Origin of the sequence: Enterobacter sp. BNK-8, from assembly GCF_048685095.1 — a bacterium.
Classification (GTDB): domain Bacteria; phylum Pseudomonadota; class Gammaproteobacteria; order Enterobacterales; family Enterobacteriaceae; genus Enterobacter; species Enterobacter quasiroggenkampii.
The window spans coordinates 3,614,664-3,633,898 of record NZ_JBLQTN010000001.1 but is presented as its reverse complement, the minus strand read 5'-3'; the positions used below and the strand labels follow the sequence as shown (position 1 = coordinate 3,633,898).

The following is a 19,235-nucleotide window of genomic DNA, read 5'->3' as shown; positions in this document are numbered from 1 at the left end:
TTCATGTGCTAAATATTTTTGAATGATTTGCATACAAATTAAAGGGTTTCTTGACCGGTCGTGCGGTTCTTTGACCTTCTTATTCACCGGGATATTAACCCTTTCGGATCATGAGGTTAATTAACTGTTTGCCTGTTTTACATTTTGACGGCTGCTGAAATATGAAAACACGTATTGTGCAGTTAGATTTACCCCGCGGCGATTATCCTTTTCCGGCGAACGGCAGGGTAGTGAAGATTTTTATAAAATTACGCGCGAAATAGTATAACTTCGCCAGTTTCTGCCGATAACGAGGGTAAGACTCGCCTCTGGGCGAATTCACCCTCACGGCAAGGAAGACTTATGAATATGCTCCGTAATTTCACGATCCGTTTCGTCATGCTGACGATTCTCGGGATCTTTTGTGTAATGTGGGCGGGTGTTGGCTTGTACAGCACCTGGTCCCTGTCTCGCGTTTCAGATGGCAACGAGGTGGACCGCCAGCTGGTCAAGCAGATGACGGTGCTCAGCCAGGGCAACGATCAGTATTTCCGCTTTGTGACCCGTCTGAGCCGCGCAATGGAAGTCAAAGCCGCAGGCGGCACGCCGGATCTGGCCTCTGCCCAGCAGGCGCTGGATAACATGGGCAAGAAGCTGGCTGAGATGAAAGCCATTTCTCCAGGCCCAATGGATGAGCAGGTCTCTTCACGGGTGATCGGTGCCTGGCAGGCGCTGCTCGAACAGGGCGTGACGCCGCAAATGCAGCAGGCGAAACTGGGCGCGCTGGACGGCTATCGTCAGCAGGCCAACAACGTCACCCCACCGCTGAGCCGCGCGTTCGGTGCGGCGGCTGAAGAGTTTAACAATGCTGCCGCGAAGTCGCTCGACAGTACCCGCGTGGTGGTGGACGGCCTGACCAGCATGACCCGCACGGTGATTATCATCGCCACGATCGTCGGCCTGCTGATCCTGCTCTTCACCGACCGTTATCTGGTGGCGATGCTGGTTAAACCGCTGGATCGCATTCGCCAGCAGTTCCGCCAGATTGCCCAGGGCGATCTCAGCCAGCCCATCGAGCCGTTCGGCCGCAACTGCGTGGGCCAACTGGTGCCGCTGCTGAGCGCCATGCAGGACAGCCTACGCGAAGCGGTCAGCACGATCCGCTCCGGCAGTGAAAATATCTGGCGCGGCGCGACGGAGATTTCCAGCGGTAACAACGATCTCTCCTCCCGTACCGAAGAGCAGGCGGCGGCGCTGGAAGAGACGGCTGCCAGCATGGAGCAGCTGACCGCCACGGTGAAGCTGAACGCGGAGAGTGCGCGCCAGGCAAGCCAGCTGGCCGATGTAGCCTCAACCACCGCCAGCCGCGGCGGCTCGCTGGTGGAAGAGGTGGTGACCACCATGAGCGGTATTTCGGAAAGCTCGAAGAAAATTGCTGAAATCACCAACGTCATTAACAGCATTGCCTTCCAGACCAATATTCTGGCACTCAACGCGGCGGTTGAAGCCGCACGCGCGGGTGAACAGGGCCGAGGCTTTGCCGTCGTCGCAGGCGAAGTTCGCAACCTGGCAAGCCGCAGCGCCAACGCGGCAAAAGAGATTGAAGGGCTGATTACCGACTCCGTGTCCCGCGTCGAGCAGGGGGCGAAGCTGGTGGGCGATACCGGCACCACCATGGATGCGATTTTGCGGGACGTGACGGAAGTGACGACCATTATGAAGCAAATTGCCTCGGCCTCTGAGGAGCAGAGTAAGGGTATTTCGCAGGTCGGAATTGCCATTACCCAGATGGACGGTGTTACCCAGCAAAACGCCTCGCTGGTGGAGGAGGTTTCCGCGGCGGCGGCGGCGCTGGAGCGTCAGACCGAAGATCTTCAGCGCTCGGTGCAGAAGTTCCGCCTGACGGCATAACGCAACGTGATAAGGCCGCCTTGTGCGGCCTTATATTATTAACGCCTTCCTCATTCAGCGGCGCTGAAACTGCTATTCTTTTGCTAACCCCTGACGTTCTGGGCTCTCTTCTACGAGGTGTTGCTATGAACAGATCGTTATCTTTTATCCCTGTCCTTTCTCTCATTTTTCTGACGCTTTTCTCGGTTTCCGCCAGTGCGACCCAGCAGGCGCAAGAACGGCGCGTAGCGCGTGATGTCAGGCAGGAAACCCGCGATGCGTCACGGCAGGTGAAGCAGACCTGCGTGGCGAACAATAACCAGAGTAATCACGACTGCCGCCAGGACAAGCGTCAGATGAAACAGGCCGGACGGCAAAAAGCGCGGGATATTAAGTATTAACATAACAGGTGAGGCGGCATGCAAGCGTATTTCTTGCCGCCTTTTTAAAAAAACGTAAGTCAATATTTTTTAAATATTAAATTATTTGCTTGTAACAATATATTTGGCATTTTCTGCACATTCCAGAACATGAAAATTAATATTGTCTTAAGATTCAGTCGACATAATGAATTATCTTCTTGATACCGGAAATAATTCAATTTATGAAAAACCGTATTATTTTATTTGCTGCCCTGGCAGGTTTTGCCGTGGTCAATACAGCGATGGCCCAGAGCGTCACGGTCGATGTTCCTACCGGGTATAAGGTCGTGATTGTTCCGCAGTCAGCCACGGTTCCTGAGGCGGTAAGCGTTGCGCCTGCACCTGCACAAACAACGTATGCCGCCCCTGCACCGGTCTATCATCCGCGTGCACGCCATGTGGCGAGCGTGGCGGAAGGGATGGTGATTGAGCATCAGTATGACGATCACCATTGATGTATTGCCCGGGTCGCACATCCGGGCCTATTTTGGAGTGGCTCTCACGCTGTTGTGTTTAATCCTGCTGTTGCAATTCGGGATATTGGGTATCCCGTTGCAGATGCCACTTCGGCGATACGCTTAAATGAAGGATTACCTTTTGGTGACAGTGATTTGTAGAGTGATTCGCGAGAAATGCCTGCGCGTTTTGCAATGACAGTCATCCCGCCGGAGGCTTCTATAACATGCCGTAAAGCCAGCATGAATGCCTCATAGCCTCCGGGCTCGTCAATTTCAATGAAAGCCTGATGAAGATATACGGGCGCGAAATCCGGAGAATCTTTCAGGAGCTGTACCATTGCGTCATCATGGAGTACTGATTTAGCCATTGCGATTTCCTTTTATATCCTGCGCTTGTAGTCGTTGAGGTACTCAACGGCTCTTTCAATATCTGCACTTTGCTTTTTTTTCGTTCCAGTCAGTAGCACCAGACTCACTGCGCCATCTGCCGGATCGGAGACTTCGCTGAAATAGACACGGTAACCCGGCCCCTGGTTAATTCTGAGCTCTGAAACGCTCTCTCTGCATGGTTTACAATCACCATAGTTACCCGTTGACATTCTGGCGACACGCGTGGCAATCATGGCTTTTGCTATGGGATCTTTCACACTTCTTAGATAGGCATCAAAAGGGTCATACCCGTCAGCTGTGATGTAGTGTTTAACCTTAGCCATTATTGTAGCCTGTAGTTTACGATAAGCAAATGCATTGTAATCTTCAGGCTACGACTGGCAATTGTTAACATCGCTGCGACAGAGGGGAAATGCTATTTCGGAAAGCGGCTCGCAAAAATGCGAGACTGGGTGCGGGGTTATTACTGAACAGCCATGAGGCCGGGCACGCGCTGCGACGCCCGGCGAAGTTTATCAGTGCGTCGCTTCACCAATCAGCGCGCCCGTGCCTGCGCCAACGGCTGCACCTTTCAGCACGCTCTTGCCGGTAACCGCCGCGGCACCTGCGCCCACGGCAGCCCCTACGGCGCCGCCTTTACGCGCGGCTTTACCTTTGTCGCCGTTTTTGAACATGGCCCCCGTGCCTGCGCCAACAACGGCACCGCCAACGGTGGATTTCAGATCTTTGCCCGTGGCCGCGCCAATGGCAGCGCCTGCTACCGCGCCAGCGGCGGTTTTATCGATGGCCATTCCCGAGGTGGAAAAAATGAGGGCGCTGATAACCAGCGTTGTTTTAATCAGTTTCATAACAGATCCTTTGTGACTGCTGTCGGTTGATACGTTGCTTCTCACTCTGAGGTGAGAAAAACGCACAGATAGTGCCAGCAATACCGGCTCAACCTTTAGGCCAATCATGCCCTGAGCAAGGATCTCTGTTGCCGGGCGGCGGACCGCCCGGCCAGTCGTCACGCCTGACGTTTGTCTTCCGTATTGGTCTCGAAGTCGCTCGCCGCGTGGCGTTCGTGGAGCTGCTCGTTCAGCTCGCCGCTGGTGCGGTTAACGATACGTCCGCGCTTAACGGCATGGCGATTCGCCACGTCTTTCGCCCAGCGCTGCACGTTGGTGTACTTCTCTGCATCCAGGAACTCGGCGGCGTTGTACACGCTGCCCAGCGCCACGCAGCCGAACCATGGCCAGATGGCGATATCCGCGATGGTGTACTCCTCACCCGCCACGTAGCGACCGCGTGCCAGCTGTTTATCCAGCACGTCGAACAGGCGTTTGGCTTCCATGGTGAAGCGGTCAATCGCGTACTCGATTTTCACCGGGGCATAGTTGTAGAAGTGACCAAAACCGCCGCCGAGGAACGGCGCCGCGCCCTGCAGCCAGAACAGCCAATTCAGCGTCTCGGTGCGTCCCGCGGGATCTTTCGGCAGGAAGTGGCCGAATTTCTCTGCCAGGTAGAGCAGGATATTGCCGGATTCAAAGACGCGCGTTGGCGGGGTCGTGGAGTGGTCACGCAGCGCCGGGATTTTCGAGTTCGGGTTCACCTCAACGAAGCCGCTGGAGAACTGATCGCCCTCGCCGATGCGGATCAACCACGCGTCGTACTCCGCGCCCGTTACGCCCAGCGCCAGCAGCTCTTCGAGCATGATCGTCACTTTCTGGCCGTTCGGTGTGCCCAGCGAGTAGAGCTGCAGCGGGTGCGAACCGACAGGAAGATCTTTCTCATGGGTCGCGCCGGAAATGGGGCGGTTGATGTTGGCGAACGCGCCGCCGTTGTTCTTTTTCCATTCCCACACTTTGGGTGGCTGATAGGTGTTGTCTGACATGTTGGCCTGCCTTTTTTGTGATGTGTTGAGGCAGTGTAGCAGGAGATTTGTGAACAGTTTAACGTTGTGAGCGCAAGCAATTAACCGCTATTCCTTCTGCTGCTTATATATATCAAATCCGGCATAAGCTTAATCGAAAATTGCATTTTCATAACTAATGCGTTAATGGATAAAGCTGCATATGATGCTTCAACATAAATAAAAGATGCAGTCATAAACACTTTATAAGGCAAGGAGTTAGTGAGATGCGCAAGCTTCTGTTATCGGCAGTGGTCGTTTCGATCGCGTTAGGCCTGGCGGGCTGTGATGATGCGAAAAATAAAGAGACCAATACGCCCCCTGCGGCAAAAAGCGACGCGCCAAAAGCGGGCGGTTCGCTGATTATCGGGATTACCTCCGGCGATCCGTTAGCCGTGAATCCGCTCTATGCCAGCGACCGTACCACGTTAACCATCATGCAGGCGCTCTATGCCCCGCTCTATAGCTTCAATAACGGTAAGATCGAGTGGGGCCTGGCGGAAAGCCTGACGCCCTCCGCTGACAACCTGAGCTACACCCTGACGTTAAAACCCAACCTGAAATGGCAGGACGGACAGCCGCTGACGGCGGACGACGTGGTCTTTACGTTCAATAAGCTGCTGGATGCCAAACAGCACAGCTTCTTCCGCAGCATGTTCACCTACGGCGATAAGCCGGTACAGGTAAGCAAGGTTGACGACCGCACCGTTAAGTTCACCTTACCGCAGGTCAGCGCGGCCTTTACCGGCACACTGGTACAGATCTACCCGATCCCGCAGCACGTGTTCGCCGCTGAAGGCGACCTGGAAAAGAGCAGCAAAAACGATGCACCGGTCGGCTCCGGGCCGTTCAAATTTAAAGAGTACCGCGCCGGACAATATTACGCCCTGACCCGTTTTGACGATTACTGGAACGGCAAAGCGAAGCTTGATTCGGTCACCTACCGTTTCGCTAAGGACAGTAACGCCGCCAACCTGGCGCTGCAAAACGGTGAAATCAACCTCAAGATGGTTGATCCGCAGGATGTGAACCGTCTGAAAAACACCGGTAAGTTTGACTTCGTGGTCTATCCGGAAGGCCGCCTGGCCTATATGACGTTCAACCAGAACGTGCCGGTGATGAAGAGCAAAGAGCTGCGTCAGGCCATTGCTTACGCCATCAACAAAGACGAGCTGACCCAGACCGCTTTTACCTCGCTGGACTACGCCAAACCGGCGACCTCGTTCCTGACGCCCGATACGCTTTACAAGACGGATGACGTTGAACAGTACACATTCGATCTGCAAAAGGCCAAAGAGCAGCTTAAAGCATCCGGCGCGCCGGATAACCTCAAGCTGCGCCTGGCGTATGTGAACACCAACAAAACCCAGGAGAGCATGGCGCTCTATATTCAGCAGGCGCTGAAGGGCATTGGGGTGAGCGTGGAGCTGATGCCGCTGGATTCCAACGCCATGTCCCAGCGCAGCCTCGATATGAACAACACCGCGTGGGAGCTGAACCTGGGCGGCTACATCATGGGCTCCGAGCCGGACGGCTACAAATCGCTGTTCATGAGCAACGAAGCCTATAACTACGCGCATTACAAAAATCCGCAGTTTGATGCCCTGTGGGATAAAGGCGCCGTGGAAACTGACGCCGCGAAACGGGCTGATATCTACAAGCAAATTCAGCAGACCGTGGCAAACGACATGACGTACTACCCGATCGCCTATACCAATGCGACCGTCGCGGTGGACAAGCGTTTTGGCGGTACCGAGGAAGCGGAGCCGAAACCGGTCTATCTGTTCCAGGATCTGTCAAAAATCTATCAGAAATAAGCGATTGCCCCGACCGTCGGGTCGGGGCCTTGGTAAGGGCATGTCGTGAACACACTTCTCACGCGTCGGCTGCTGCAGCTGCTGCCGATGCTGTTCTTTATTTCACTGGTGGCGTTTTTGCTGGTCAAGCTCGCGCCTGGCGATCCGGTGGCGGCGTACATTACGCCGCGTATGGCTCCGGAAGATATCGAACGTATTCGCCAGAGCCTGGGGCTGGATAAGCCCCTGGTCACGCAGTACGTCCTGTGGCTGAAAAACGTCCTGCAGGGCGATCTCGGCTATTCGCTGATCTACCACCGCCCGGTGCTGGAGATGATCGGCGAGCGCATTCCGGCCACGCTGGGGCTGATGGGCGCGTCGCTGCTGCTGGCGATCGTGCTGGCCATCCCGCTCGGCCTGCTGGCGGGGGCATTTAAGCACCGCTGGCTGGATCACGTGCTTAACCTGTTTGCCTATATCGGCATCTCGGTGCCGATTTTCTGGTTCGGCATCTTGCTCATTACGGTCTTTGCCGTGCAGCTTAACTGGTTCCCCAGCATGGGGATGCGCACCATCGGCATGGAAGATAATGCGCTGGACGTGCTGCGTCACGGCGTGCTGCCGTGTATTGCCCTCACGTTCTACAACCTCTCCAGCTATGTGCGCTACATCCGCTCCAACACCATCTCGCAGCTCTCGGCCGACTACGTGCAGACCCAGCTGGCTTACGGCGCCACGCGTTCCAGCATTCTGTTCCGCCACGTGCTGAAAAACGTGCTGCTACCGGTGATCACCCTGTTCGGCCTGTCTTTTGGTGAGCTGATTGTGGGGGCCTATGTGACGGAAAGCGTCTTCTCGTGGCCGGGGATGGGGCTGCTTGGGATCCAGTCGATCGCCTCGCTGGACTACCCGCTGATCATGGCGATCATCATGCTCTCATCGATGATGCTGATCGTCGGTAACCTGATCGCCGATCTGCTTTATCGCTTCGCCGATCCCCGCATTCGTACGCTGAGGTAACCCGGATGAGCAGACGCTGGCTGCAGGTTCGTCACCAGCTGCGCCGCAATCGTCCGGCGCAGTTCTCCCTGTTTGTGCTTTTTATTTTCGTTGTCGCCGCGCTCTGTGCGGGGTTAAGTCCGTACGATCCGGATCGGATGGCGCTCGGCGCACGCACGCTACCGCCGGATGCCGCACACTGGTTCGGCACCGACGAGTATGGACGCGACTACTTCACCCGCGCGCTGTATGGCGGCCAGATCTCCCTGATGGTCGGTTTTCTCGCCATGCTCTTTTCCACGCTTATCGGCACGGTGGTGGGAACGGTGAGCGGCTATTTTGGCGGCTGGCTGGATAACCTGATGATGCGCGCCGTGGATATCCTGATGGCCATTCCGGCATTCTTCCTGCTGCTGGTGGTGAATGCGTACCTCAAGCCGGGCGTGGATAACATCATTCTGATCATCAGCCTGCTGACGTGGATGAACATGTCGCGGCTGGTGCGCGCAGAAACCTTATCGGTGAAAGAGCGCGAGTATGTGCTTTATGCCCGCGCGTCGGGGGAAAACCCGCTGCGCATCATCGTGCGCCACATTATTCCCGGCGTGCTGCCGACCATTATCGTGGCCGCCACGCTCAATATCGCCTCGGCCATTCTGATGGAGTCGACGCTCAGCTTCCTTGGGCTCGGCGTGCAGGCACCGGCGGCGTCGTGGGGAAGCATGCTCAACAACGCCCAGTCGTATATTGGCGAAGCGTCGTGGCTGGCGATGTTCCCCGGTATTCTGATCCTGCTGACGGTGTTCAGCTTTAATGTGCTGGGCGATGTGTTCCGCACCGCCTTTGAGCCAGGAGCGAATCGCGATGAGTAACCTGTTAGCGCTTGAGAACCTGCAAACCACCTTCCGCACCCGCGAGGGCGAGGTTCACGCGGTGCGCGGCGTGAGCTTTCAGGTGCAGCCGGGAGAACTTGTCGGCATCGTCGGCGAGTCGGGCTGCGGGAAAAGCGTCACCTGTAAGTCGATCATTCAGCTTCTGGGGAACAATGGACGGATAACCGGCGGCAGCATCCGCTTCCAGAATGACGATCTGGCGCAGAAAACCCCTGCGCAGATGCGCGCCATTCGCGGCAACGAGATCGCGATGATTTTTCAGGATCCGATGACCGCCCTGAACCCGGTGCTGACCATCGGCAAACAGATGGCGGAGATCCTGATGCGCAATAAAGGACTGACCAAAAAAGCGGCCAAAGCGGCGGCGATCGCCATGCTGGAACAGGTGGGGATTGCTGAGGCGGAACGCCGATACGACCAGTATCCCCACGAGTTTAGCGGCGGGATGCGCCAGCGGGTGATGATCGCCATTGCGCTCTCCTGCAACCCTAAGCTGCTTATTGCCGATGAGCCGACCACGGCGCTGGACGTCACCATTCAGGCGCAGATCCTGCGTCTGCTGAAAAGCCTGCAACAGCAGACCCAAACCGCGATTCTGCTGATCACCCACGATCTCGGCGTGGTGGCGCAGGTCTGCAGCCGCGTGGTGGTGATGTACGGCGGGCTGGTAATGGAAGAGGGGAGCGTGGAAGACATTTTTTATCGCCCTGCGCATCCTTACACCCAGGGGCTGCTGGCCTCGCTGCCGCGCCCGGATGAGGTCAACCAACGTTTATCGCCCATTGAGGGCGCGCCGCCTGGTCTGCTTAACCCGCCGCCGGGCTGTCCCTTCGCCGAACGCTGCCCGAAACGCATGCCCCAGTGTGAACGGCAGCCCGCTTTTTACGCCATGGGAGAGGGCCATCGCGCCGCCTGCTGGCTATGGGCCGATAAGGAGATTCAGGCATGAGTGAACAACAGGTGCCATTAGTGAGCGTGCGCGATCTGCGCAAACACTATCCGCTTAACGGCGGTTTGCTGCGTAAAGGCACGGCCGTGAAGGCGGTTGATGGCGTGAGCTTTGATATTCAACCCGGCGAGACGTTTGGCCTGGTGGGAGAGTCCGGCTGTGGAAAATCTACCCTCGGGCGCGCCATCCTGCGCCTCTTCGATATCACTGCGGGCGAAATCCACTTTGCCGGACAGGCGATTGCCCATGCCCGTGAAAAAGAGCTCAAGCCGCTGCGTAAGCGGATGCAGGCGATTTTTCAGGACCCTTACTCCTCGCTTAACCCCGGCATGACGGTGCGGCAACTGGTGGCCGAGCCGATGCAGATCCACGGCTACAGCCGTGAAGAACAGCGCGAACGGACGGAAACGCTGCTCTACAAAGTCGGGCTGAAGCAGGAGCACCTTGAGCGGTTCCCGCATGAGTTCAGCGGCGGGCAGCGCCAGCGCATCAGTATTGCCCGCGCGTTGTCCGTGCGTCCTGAATTTGTGCTGTGCGATGAGCCGCTCTCGGCGCTGGACGTCTCGGTGCAGGCGCAGGTGGTGAATATTCTGCAGGATCTGCAGCAGGAGCTGGGGCTGACCTATCTGTTCATTGCCCACGATCTCTCGATGGTGCGTCATATCTCCAGCCGCATTGGGGTGATGTATCTCGGTAAGCTGGTGGAGGTGGCCCCGGCGAATGAACTGTATCAGCGTCCGGCGCACCCTTATACCCGCGCGCTGCTGGCGGCGGTTCCCCAGCCCGACCCGCGCATTCGCAACCTCGAAGACGCAACCCTGCGCGGCGAAATGCCCGGCCCTACGTCCGCGCTGCCGGGCTGTAAGTTCTGCAGCCGCTGCCCGCATAGCATGCCGGTTTGCCAGACACAGGAGCCAGCGATGCAGGAGATCGCGCCAGGACATTTTGCGGCATGCTGGTTGTTTAAGATGTGAGCCTTAAACGTGTCGGGTGGCGCTTCGCTTACCCGACCTACAGGGTTTATGTTTTGTCGGCCGGGTAAGGCGAATTATTTACCACGCAGGTGTATGATAAACGCTCCTCTGTCAGGTTAATTACAACGTGCAGACGACGACAACCTATAAAAATTGCCGCCTGCCTGTTTTAGGTTGGATACATGCGTAAAGGAATGTTAAGCAGTGATGCGCCCTTCGGGACATTGTTAGGCTATGCGCCCGGTGGCGTGGCGATTTACTCTTCAAATTACAGCAGTCTGGACCCGCGAAACTATCCGGAAGACGCGGATTTTCGCAGCTACATTGGCAATGAATACATGGGCCACAAGTGGCAGTGCGTTGAGTTTGCCCGCCGTTTCCTGTTCCTCAACTATGGTTTCGTGTTTACCGACGTCGGCATGGCGTGGGAAATCTTCTCCCTGCGCTTTTTGCGTCAGGTGGTTAACGATAACATTCTGCCCCTTCAGGCTTTTGCCAACGGCTCAAAACGTGCGCCGTGCGCCGGAGCGCTGCTGATCTGGCAAAAGGGCGGCGAGTTTCATGAGACCGGCCACGTGGCGGTGATCACCCAGCTTCTGGACGATAAGGTGCGTATCGCCGAGCAGAACGTCATTCACTCCCCGCTGCCGCTCGGGCAGCAGTGGACGCGCGAATTGCGCCTGAGCGTGGAAAACGGGTGTTATACAATCCACGACACCTTCAACGACACGGAAATTCTCGGCTGGATGATCCAGACCGAGGATACGGAACACAGCATTCCCCAGCCGGAAATCGACGGCGAACTGCTGAAAATCAGCGGCGCGCGGCTGAAAAACAAACGTCAGTTCGACGGCAAGTGGCTCAACGAAAATGACGCGCTGCAGCAGGCGTATGTTCGCGCCAACGGTCACGTGATCAACAAAGATCCCTGTCAGTACTTCACCATTACCGAAAGCGCGGAACAGGAGCTGATCAAAGCCACCAACGAGCTGCACCTGATGTATCTGCACGCCACGGACAAGGTGCTGAGAGACGACAGCCTGCTGGCGCTTTTCGACATCCCGAAAATCCTCTGGCCGCGCCTGCGCCTCTCCTGGCAGTGGCGTCGTCACCATATGATCACCGGTCGTATGGATTTCTGCATGGATGAGCGCGGCATCAAGGTCTACGAGTACAACGCCGACTCCGCCTCCTGCCATACCGAGGGCGGGCTTATCCTTGAGGAGTGGGTGAAAAATGGCTATCGCGGCAACGGGCATAACCCGGCAGAAGGCCTGCTGGAAGAACTGACCGGCGCCTGGAAGCACAGCCACGCCCGGCCATTCGTCCACATCATGCAGGACAACGATGTCGAAGAGGACTATCACGCGCTCTTTATTCAGCGTTCGCTGATGCAGGCCGGGTTCGAGACCAAAATCCTCCACGGGCTGGGGGCGCTGAGCTGGGATGCCGCCGGACAGCTGATTGACGACGAAGGTCGCCACGTCAACTGCGTGTGGAAAACCTGGGCGTGGGAAACGGCGATTGAGCAGATCCGTGAGGTCAGCGAAACCGAATACGCCGCCGTGCCGATCCGCACCGGACATCCTGAAGGCGAGGTGCGCCTGATTGACGTCCTGCTGCGCCCGGAGGTGCTGGTCTTTGAACCGCTGTGGACCGTCATTCCCGGCAACAAAGCGATTCTTCCGGTGCTGTGGCAACTGTTCCCGAATCACCGTTACCTGCTCGACACCGATTTTGAGGTCAACGATCTGCTGAAGCAGACCGGATACGCCGTCAAGCCGATTGCCGGACGCTGCGGCAGCAATATCGACCTGATTAGCGCCCAGGACGAACTGCTGGATAAATCCAGCGGCAAGTTTGTCGACCGTAAAAACATCTACCAGCAGCTGTGGTGCCTGCCAAACGTCGACGGTAAGTACATTCAGGTCTGTACCTTTACCGTGGGCGGGAACTACGGCGGGACCTGTCTGCGCGGCGATGACTCGCTGGTGGTGAAGAAAGAGAGCGATATTGAGCCGCTGATCGTGGTTAAAGATAAGTAGCTCTTACCCGCAATAAAAAAGCCCCCGCAGGGCATCCTGCGGGGGCTTTTTGCTACTGTTCTTCCTCTTCCTGCCCGTTGATCTTCAGATCGATGATGCGGCCAATCTGGTCATGATAGACCGTCAGCAGGTTGTACTGGCTCATCTCGGAGATGATCTGCGGTGAAACATTAAAGCTGCGGGCCAGCTCCTCCTGGTGAAAATAGCCCGGCTGACGCCGCCTCACGTGGGCCCGACGGCGATTGTACTGATACCACAAAATCAGCAGCCAGCCGTTGAGCGCAGCAAACAGCAGGTAGAGCAACACCGTATTAAAAGACGCAATAATGACGCCCCAGCGGTAGTCGCTCTCCTCGGTGAGCTGCATCCAGAGCCGGGCATACAGGAAAAACAGAAAGCCTCCCCACGCCACCAGCGTTAACGCGGTATCGAAAAGACGTGGCAGCAGCCGATGTTCGGTCAGAATTAAGGTATTTTCGTTCATTAAATGCGTCCTTTTCCCCGGTCCGGACTGATCCAGCGCGCGCGGGCACGCTGGCGTTTAAGCATGACTTTTGGAAATGCGACAAGGGTGGTGAACAGGCCGATCATCCAGTACACCATCGGGAACCAGATCACCCAGAAAAGCGAGCTGGCCACCTTCCGTTCATAGCGCCGCTCGATGTACAAACTGACGAGGAACTGCAGGAGGCACATCACGCCCAGCAGTAGCCCGGTAAACTCTGGTGGAAAAAGGCTCTCCACGGTCAGCCTGGCAGGAACAGGAGCGATATGGCTGAGAATAAATAACAGCACCGTCATCGCGTAGGCGAAGGCCCACAGCGTTGACAGGGCATACTCAAGAAACAGGGGCCACATGCGGTGATGCTCCCAGCGCACAATCCTGCGAAGGTTGACCAGAAACACCTCCGCGCCGCCCTGGGCCCAGCGCAGACGCTGTTTCCACAGGCCCTTGAGCGTCTCCGGCATCAGGATCCAGCACAGCGCCCGCGGCTCGAAAAAAATATCCCAGTGGCGCAACTGCAGCTTCCAGCTGATGTCGATGTCTTCGGTGATCATGTCCGGGCTCCAGTACCCGACGTCCGCCAGCGCCTGTCGGCGAAAGGCGGCGATGACGCCCGAGACGGTAAAGACCCGGCCATAGATCCGCTGCGTCCGCTTGATGAGCCCGATAATCGAAGAGAACTCGCCCACCTGAATGCGGCCGATCAGCGTGGAGCGCGTGCGAATACGCGGATTCCCGGTGACCGCCCCGACGTGGGGATACTGAATCAGCGGCGCCACCAGATACGCTGCCGTATCGCGATCGAGAAGGGCATCACCGTCAATGCAGACCAGCAGATCGCCCGGGCCGCCGCTGCCCCGGCTTTGAGCGCCAGCGCTTTCCCCTGGTTTTCCGCGAGATTAATCACCCGCAGGCGCGGCTGCTCCTGCGCCAGCGCCTGCAGCACCTGCGCGGTGTTGTCAGACGAGCCGTCGTTGATGGCGATAACCTCGATGTTTTCATACCGCTGATCCAGCGCGGCGCTAATCGTCTCCCGGGCATTTCGTTCCTCGTTGAAGCAAGGGATCAGAATGGAGATGAGCGGCTCACCGGCGAGCGTCGGGGCGGGCGTCTCTTTATCCCACGACCAGTGGCGTTCAAGCTGAAACCAGAAATAGAGCCCGCCGGTTATCCAGAGCACGGACATGAACAGCGGCCAGAAGAACACAAAGTCCAGAATCAGCTCGCCGGTAAAGAGGGCGGCCACGCCTAACGGCAACCCGAATACCAGACATAAAATGGAAAAGGCGATAATGCGATCAGTCATTGTCAGGGTACCAGTACGAAGAAAATACAGGCCTGATGCGTGAGATATCAGGTTGGTTGTTGATGAAATCATCGGGGTAGTAACCGTAGTTTTTGACGCCGTTCAGCTGGAGCACGCGCATCCACTGTGCCAGCTGGCTGTCGGAAACGGCGCGCTGCGGTTTCCGCTCCCAGTCCCTGGCCTGCAGTTCAAAAATGGTTTTATCGAGCGCGCCGGGACGCGTGGCGACCGCTTTCACCAGACGCGCCAGCCAGGCATCACTTTCGTCTGCCGGGACGGACTCCATCAGCGGCATGGCCATCGGCACCGTCCAGTCATACTCCGCCAGAAAATCGTCAAGATTCTGCGCGAACCACGCTTCGCTTTCGGGCTGCAGAATGGGTAAGGCGAACATATTGCGGGCGGTTTTTATCTGCGGGCCGCGGATGTGCTTCACCGCCAGGCTCAGGGCGTGGGTAAACCCAATCAGCAGCTGGCTTTTCTGACGCGTGGTGTTCTGAGCGGCGTCCTGCCCGCCATCGTCCACGTCGGTCAGCACCGCATCGTCATGGAACAAGATCCCGTTGAAGCTGGCGTAGCGGGCCAGATCTTCATAGATGTCCGTCACCTGCTTGCGCACCTGCGGGTTCCTCGGAGAAAGCCGGATATAGGGATCGGTGGCATCGCTTAACCGGCCGGTCTGACGATCCCGACGCTGCACGCGCGGCAGGGCAGGATCGAGATCGAACGAGAGCACCGGCATCCACGCGAAGACTTTCACGCCCGCGCGAGTTTGCAACTGCCAGGAGACAAAATTAAACAGATCGGCCCGGACCGGCAGCTGGCGGTTGGGAAAATAGAGCGCCTTGATCCTGCCGTCGCCCTGCGGGTCGGCAAACGCCTGCAGGAAAACATGGCTGATTTTCATGTCGTAGACCCGCTGGATCAGCCTGTTGATGTTTTGCGTCTGTTGGGCCGGATCGGGATCGTAAACGTAGTCGAGATCGACGTGCATGACGCGCACGGGTTCGCGCTCCTGAACCTGGCTGACCGTACTGGCAAATGCCTTGAGCGAGGGATTGCCGGCGATCAGCAGACGGGGGATATTGCCCAGCTCCTGCACGTTCCCCAGCCCGTCCTCAAGGGTAAAGGCCAGCTGATAACCCTGCTGTCTGGCGATGGCAAGCGACGTGCCGTTGGCCGCACCATAGGGCCAGACCCAGGCGCGCGGCGCCTTGCCCGTTACCTGCGTAATTTTGTCTGTCACTTTGCGAACGTCATCGCCGATCCGCTGGTTGAACTGCCGATCGGTTTCATAGCGGCCCGTCGCTTTATCATAAAAGCGGTTGGCGATGGCCGGTTCGCGGCTGCCCTGCGGGTTAGCCGGAATGCCGTAATGCGAGGCCCAGGTGTGCGATCCGATCTCAATCAGCGGAGACCGGCTGAGCTCGCGCACCATGTCCCACGTCGCGAAACGATCGCGGGGCGTCATCAGGCCGCCGAAGTTAACTTTTTGATTTTCCGGCGTATCCACCCAGCTGCCCACCGGCGCCCACAGCGCAGGAACGTTCCACGCCTGAAGCAGTGGCCAGACGCGGGTGTAAAAGCTGCTGTAGCCATCGTCAAAGCTGAGCAGAACGGCTTTGTGCGGCAGCGTTTTTTTTCCGTCATGGGCATCGAGAATGTCCTGCACGCTGATGACGTGATACCCGTTATGCAGCAGCCAGCTTATCTGCTCGTTTAGCGCACTGGTGCGCACGGAGAGGTAGCGCTGATCGGCGGCATCGTCTTCGACGTCGTGGTAGGCCAGCACCAGAAACTGGTTCTGCGGCCAGGGTTTGCTCGCCTCCAGCTGCGGCCGATCTTTGGGCGCAATAAACGAAAATGCCTGCGCGCAGACGCTCGCGCTGAGGCAGAGCCAGCCGAGGAGTATCAGGCTCGCGGAAAAACGTGTGTTCATCATCATCATCCTTAAAAGCGTAAAGTCGCATCAAACGTGACGGAGAGGTTGCTCTCGCGTTTGCCGTCGTAAGGGCGCTTGTCCCAGTTCAGCATCACGCCGGTATCCATGACGTTGTTCCACTGAACGCGTTGTCCGTAACCCAGCAGAGCGATGGCACCAGCGGACTGATTTTTCTGCCAGTAGCGGCCGCCTCCCGCCACGAACTGCTGGCTCCAGAGGGTGTCGTAATGGCGGAGCATCTCATGGTCAACGGCCAGGGCGGCCGTCACGGAGAGATCCCGCGCCGGGTTGTAATAGAGGGTGTCCCGCAGGCTGTTTTTGCTGGCAGCGATCCCCGGTTCGAGATCCAGCGTCAGGGACGGTGTCTGCCAGAGACGCTCCTTACCCGTGAGGGTGTATTCCTGTCGGCGGTTATGGTCCGAGAAGCGGCTGAGGGCGGCGTTGAACTGGTACTCACGACGCTCGTTTTGATACCAGCGCACGCCACCTTCTCCCCGGTTGGCGCTGATCCCGTTGCGTAACGCCCGCAGGGGCGTGGTGCGCGACAGGCGCTCAAGGCTGCCGCTGACCTGCCAGTTATCGGTGACAAAGTACGTTGTTGAGAGGCGAGCGCCCGGCTTGTTCGCCCCGTGATAGCGGTTGCTGGAGAGCTCGGCTTCGAGCTGGAGATCGCGTGGCCGCCATTCGATACCGCCCAACAGGTGACGGCTGGTGCCTTTGCCTTCATCGAAATTACCCTCGGCATAGCGGGTGCCGGCAAACAGCCGCCAGTTATCCGCTACGGGCGGGCCATAGAGCGTGGCGTCCCAGTTGAGGTCGTGCGTCCCGCTGACGGGGTTATCGGAGTGCAAACCCTTGCTCGCGTTGAGGCGCAGCTCGGACATATGGTGGACGGTGCGGAGCCTGTCCAGACGCCTGGCGCTGCGATCGCGCGGCGCGCGGGCAACGACGTCGTCGGCCAGTAAATCCATCTGCCGCCACTCCTGCAGATCCATGGCGACGTAAGCCTGCTGCTGCTCAAGCTCCAGATTCGAGGGCTCCAGCGCCTCCGCCATTTTCAGCGTTTGCTCCGCCGCGCGCGGCAGACCCCGCGCCTGAAGCAGCGTGGCGTAGTCAATCTGCAATCCCTGATTGCCCGGCGCGGTTGTTGCCAGACGTCGCGCCAGCTTTTCGGCTTCTGGCAGGGCATTCGTCGCCAGCAAATAGTTAAAACGGAGCGACTGGCCGGCAAGCCATCGATCGTTCGGCTGAGGGGTAGGGGAGCCGAAATCGTAACGGGTCCAGGGAACGTTGCGGGTCTGGCGCTCTGCATACCTGCGGGCAGACGGATACTCTCCCGTATCCAGCCAGGCGTAGAAAAGCGCGTGCTCTTCGTCCTGCGGGTTAGATGCGTATTGCGGATAGCGTTGCAGAAGCGCGAAGGCGGCGGCAGCGTTTTTCTCCTGCAGATATGCGGAGATCACCCAGCCGATTGCCCAGCCCGGCAACGGATGCCGGGCTGCCGTCAGATCCTGATATTCGCTGATGACCTGTGGGTATTCGGCATGAGCGTAGAGCGCGCCGAGCCGGTCGATACGCGCAAGGACGATGTCTTCCGCCGCCTGTGGCTCGCTTCGCCAGCGAGAAAGCAGCGCGTCGTAACGATTCAGCGCAGATTGCGCAAGCTGCAGGCGCTCTTTTTCTGTTCTGCCTGGCACATCTGCAAGGCGCACGCTTTCGGCGGCGGCATTCAGCTCAAGACGACGACGCTCCGCGGGAGACAGCGCCACCTTTTGTGAAAGCAGGAGCGCGGGAGTATTGACCCGGTTATCCGTTAGCGCGTCGATCAGCTCGCGAAGAAGCGCGTGATTTTCTGGCGCGATATCCAGCGCGCGCGTGTCGGCTAAAAGCCGATCCCAGCTTTTTCCCTGGCGTTGCCAGACGTACGCCAGTGTCTGGAGATGCGCCTGCGATGGATCCTCCGCCACCAGCTGTCGGGCTTCCTGCAGGGCAAGCGTATCTTTACGGGCATCGGCCAGGGTTTTGATATAGCCGATACGATAATCGTCGTTATCCGACTCAAGGCTGCGCGCTTCTTTCCAGAGCGCCAGAGCGGGCTGCCACGCTTTTTGATTTCGCCTGGCCTGTGCGACAGCCGCAATGCCGCGGGCGGGCAGCGGCATATAAATGCTGTAGCGCTGCCAGACCTGAATAACCTCGTCATCATGGCCTGCCCAGGCCGCCACCTGTAACCAGTCCGCAACGTGTTCAGGCGTCAGGGCATGCTGCTGCTGATAACGCTGAAGATAATCGAGAAACGACGTGTAATTACCGTTACGCGCCTGTTGAATCTGTTGCTCATAAACGGATTCCGTAGCCTGAACCAGAACAGGAAAGAGTAATAACAGAAACAATAATGTTAGGGTGCGATAAAAGAATAATGTACTGAAGCTAAGTGATCTTTCCATATCTATTTGCCATTTGTTTTTCATGAATCCATTGCATAACACGGCCGCCTTTAAGCTCAGCGTAAAAGGCCATAAATGAGAACATTAAATCTGAATGCAGTGATGTTACGGGGTACTTACTTAAAGGTAATTATGGAACCTCATCTCAGTAGACTGGATGGGAGGTAATGTACACCTGATATGTTGCCGGATAAATATGCTGAAAAGCGGCTGCGTAGTTTTGAGATAATTCTGTAATGAGCAGCTTTTTGTGTTTATTTTGAATTGAATGCTTAATTGTAATGCATTGAAATATAATGGTTTTATTTTTATTGTGACAGTTTTGTATATATTTTTAATGACGCATATC

16 protein-coding genes and 1 pseudogene are annotated in these 19,235 nt (G+C 57.2%); 9 read left to right on the top strand and 8 right to left on the bottom strand.

Features of this window, described 5'->3' with window-relative positions; genetic code table 11:
• Positions 1-342 precede the first annotated feature (342 nt).
• From ACMGGU_RS17465 to ACMGGU_RS17455, 3 genes are all read left to right on the top strand, one after another.
• Positions 343-1,890, top strand: a complete 1,548-nt coding sequence (locus ACMGGU_RS17465; RefSeq protein ID WP_069719969.1) for a methyl-accepting chemotaxis protein — start codon at positions 343-345, stop codon at positions 1,888-1,890.
• Positions 1,891-2,015: 125 nt separating this feature from the next.
• Positions 2,016-2,270 (top strand): hypothetical protein, encoded by a 255-nt coding sequence (locus ACMGGU_RS17460; protein ID WP_048029030.1) that lies wholly within the window; start codon positions 2,016-2,018, stop codon positions 2,268-2,270.
• Between the two features lie 203 nt (positions 2,271-2,473).
• Positions 2,474-2,746 carry a hypothetical protein gene (locus ACMGGU_RS17455; RefSeq protein WP_048029031.1) on the top strand — a complete coding sequence of 91 codons (273 nt, stop codon included), beginning with the start codon at positions 2,474-2,476 and terminating at the stop codon, positions 2,744-2,746.
• A 44-nt stretch (positions 2,747-2,790) separates the two neighbouring features.
• Here the strand turns inward: ACMGGU_RS17455 and ACMGGU_RS17450 are convergent, their stop codons facing one another.
• The 4 genes from ACMGGU_RS17450 to yghU form a co-directional block, all read right to left on the bottom strand.
• The gene (locus ACMGGU_RS17450) at positions 2,791-3,117 is read right to left on the bottom strand and encodes a DNA-binding protein (protein ID WP_196346562.1); all 327 of its coding nucleotides are present in this window, start codon (positions 3,115-3,117) and stop codon (positions 2,791-2,793) included.
• A 12-nt stretch (positions 3,118-3,129) separates the two neighbouring features.
• Positions 3,130-3,462 carry a type II toxin-antitoxin system RelE/ParE family toxin gene (locus ACMGGU_RS17445; protein WP_008499798.1) on the bottom strand — a complete coding sequence of 111 codons (333 nt, stop codon included), beginning with the start codon at positions 3,460-3,462 and terminating at the stop codon, positions 3,130-3,132.
• 192 nt (positions 3,463-3,654) lie between these two features.
• Positions 3,655-3,987 carry a glycine zipper domain-containing protein gene (locus ACMGGU_RS17440; RefSeq protein ID WP_008499797.1) on the bottom strand — a complete coding sequence of 111 codons (333 nt, stop codon included), beginning with the start codon at positions 3,985-3,987 and terminating at the stop codon, positions 3,655-3,657.
• Positions 3,988-4,145: 158 nt separating this feature from the next.
• Positions 4,146-5,012, bottom strand: coding sequence for a glutathione-dependent disulfide-bond oxidoreductase (gene yghU, locus ACMGGU_RS17435; RefSeq protein ID WP_334761407.1), 867 nt, complete (start codon positions 5,010-5,012; stop codon positions 4,146-4,148).
• A 245-nt stretch (positions 5,013-5,257) separates the two neighbouring features.
• On the opposite strand from yghU, the gene ACMGGU_RS17430 reads away from it, so the two are divergent.
• From ACMGGU_RS17430 to gss, 6 genes are all read left to right on the top strand, one after another.
• Entirely contained in the window at positions 5,258-6,847 is a 1,590-nt protein-coding gene (locus ACMGGU_RS17430) for an ABC transporter substrate-binding protein (RefSeq protein WP_334761409.1), read from the top strand.
• Positions 6,848-6,892: 45 nt separating this feature from the next.
• The gene (locus ACMGGU_RS17425; RefSeq protein ID WP_080347320.1) at positions 6,893-7,846 is read left to right on the top strand and encodes an ABC transporter permease; all 954 of its coding nucleotides are present in this window, start codon (positions 6,893-6,895) and stop codon (positions 7,844-7,846) included.
• 5 nt (positions 7,847-7,851) lie between these two features.
• The gene (locus ACMGGU_RS17420) at positions 7,852-8,697 is read left to right on the top strand and encodes an ABC transporter permease (protein WP_048029034.1); all 846 of its coding nucleotides are present in this window, start codon (positions 7,852-7,854) and stop codon (positions 8,695-8,697) included.
• Positions 8,690-9,667: an ABC transporter ATP-binding protein gene (locus ACMGGU_RS17415; protein ID WP_031275156.1), complete on the top strand. Its 978-nt coding sequence runs from the start codon at positions 8,690-8,692 to the stop codon at positions 9,665-9,667. Before ACMGGU_RS17420 ends, ACMGGU_RS17415 begins: the two co-directional genes overlap by 8 nt.
• Positions 9,664-10,641, top strand: coding sequence for an ABC transporter ATP-binding protein (locus ACMGGU_RS17410; RefSeq protein ID WP_111967475.1), 978 nt, complete (start codon positions 9,664-9,666; stop codon positions 10,639-10,641). Before ACMGGU_RS17415 ends, ACMGGU_RS17410 begins: the two co-directional genes overlap by 4 nt.
• A gap of 182 nt (positions 10,642-10,823) precedes the next feature.
• Entirely contained in the window at positions 10,824-12,686 is a 1,863-nt protein-coding gene (gss, locus tag ACMGGU_RS17405) for a bifunctional glutathionylspermidine amidase/synthase (RefSeq protein ID WP_111967476.1), read from the top strand.
• Between the two features lie 52 nt (positions 12,687-12,738).
• Here the strand turns inward: gss and pgaD are convergent, their stop codons facing one another.
• The 4 genes and pseudogenes from pgaD to pgaA form a co-directional block, all read right to left on the bottom strand.
• On the bottom strand, positions 12,739-13,170 hold the full coding sequence (gene pgaD, locus ACMGGU_RS17400; protein WP_406915542.1) for a poly-beta-1,6-N-acetyl-D-glucosamine biosynthesis protein PgaD: 432 nt from the start codon (positions 13,168-13,170) through the stop codon (positions 12,739-12,741).
• A pseudogene (gene pgaC, locus ACMGGU_RS17395) lies at positions 13,170-14,497 on the bottom strand (poly-beta-1,6-N-acetyl-D-glucosamine synthase). Before pgaC ends, pgaD begins: the two are co-directional and overlap by 1 nt.
• Positions 14,490-16,439 carry a poly-beta-1,6-N-acetyl-D-glucosamine N-deacetylase PgaB gene (gene pgaB, locus ACMGGU_RS17390; protein WP_420300772.1) on the bottom strand — a complete coding sequence of 650 codons (1,950 nt, stop codon included), beginning with the start codon at positions 16,437-16,439 and terminating at the stop codon, positions 14,490-14,492. The pseudogene pgaC and the gene pgaB overlap by 8 nt, the downstream one beginning before the upstream one ends.
• Positions 16,440-16,447: 8 nt before the next feature.
• Positions 16,448-18,886: a poly-beta-1,6 N-acetyl-D-glucosamine export porin PgaA gene (gene pgaA / locus ACMGGU_RS17385; protein ID WP_420300771.1), complete on the bottom strand. Its 2,439-nt coding sequence runs from the start codon at positions 18,884-18,886 to the stop codon at positions 16,448-16,450.
• Positions 18,887-19,235: the final 349 nt, after the last annotated feature.

Coding starts and splice junctions, on each gene's coding strand:
- ACMGGU_RS17465 (WP_069719969.1), top strand. CDS start 343: ATGAATATGCTCCGTAATTTCACGATCCGTTTCGTCATGCTGACGATT.
- ACMGGU_RS17460 (WP_048029030.1), top strand. CDS start 2,016: ATGAACAGATCGTTATCTTTTATCCCTGTCCTTTCTCTCATTTTTCTG.
- ACMGGU_RS17455 (WP_048029031.1), top strand. CDS start 2,474: ATGAAAAACCGTATTATTTTATTTGCTGCCCTGGCAGGTTTTGCCGTG.
- ACMGGU_RS17450 (WP_196346562.1), bottom strand. CDS start 3,117: ATGGCTAAATCAGTACTCCATGATGACGCAATGGTACAGCTCCTGAAA.
- ACMGGU_RS17445 (WP_008499798.1), bottom strand. CDS start 3,462: ATGGCTAAGGTTAAACACTACATCACAGCTGACGGGTATGACCCTTTT.
- ACMGGU_RS17440 (WP_008499797.1), bottom strand. CDS start 3,987: ATGAAACTGATTAAAACAACGCTGGTTATCAGCGCCCTCATTTTTTCC.
- yghU (WP_334761407.1), bottom strand. CDS start 5,012: ATGTCAGACAACACCTATCAGCCACCCAAAGTGTGGGAATGGAAAAAG.
- ACMGGU_RS17430 (WP_334761409.1), top strand. CDS start 5,258: ATGCGCAAGCTTCTGTTATCGGCAGTGGTCGTTTCGATCGCGTTAGGC.
- ACMGGU_RS17420 (WP_048029034.1), top strand. CDS start 7,852: ATGAGCAGACGCTGGCTGCAGGTTCGTCACCAGCTGCGCCGCAATCGT.
- ACMGGU_RS17415 (WP_031275156.1), top strand. CDS start 8,690: ATGAGTAACCTGTTAGCGCTTGAGAACCTGCAAACCACCTTCCGCACC.
- ACMGGU_RS17410 (WP_111967475.1), top strand. CDS start 9,664: ATGAGTGAACAACAGGTGCCATTAGTGAGCGTGCGCGATCTGCGCAAA.
- gss (WP_111967476.1), top strand. CDS start 10,824: ATGCGTAAAGGAATGTTAAGCAGTGATGCGCCCTTCGGGACATTGTTA.
- pgaD (WP_406915542.1), bottom strand. CDS start 13,170: ATGAACGAAAATACCTTAATTCTGACCGAACATCGGCTGCTGCCACGT.
- pgaB (WP_420300772.1), bottom strand. CDS start 16,439: ATGATGAACACACGTTTTTCCGCGAGCCTGATACTCCTCGGCTGGCTC.
- pgaA (WP_420300771.1), bottom strand. CDS start 18,886: ATGGAAAGATCACTTAGCTTCAGTACATTATTCTTTTATCGCACCCTA.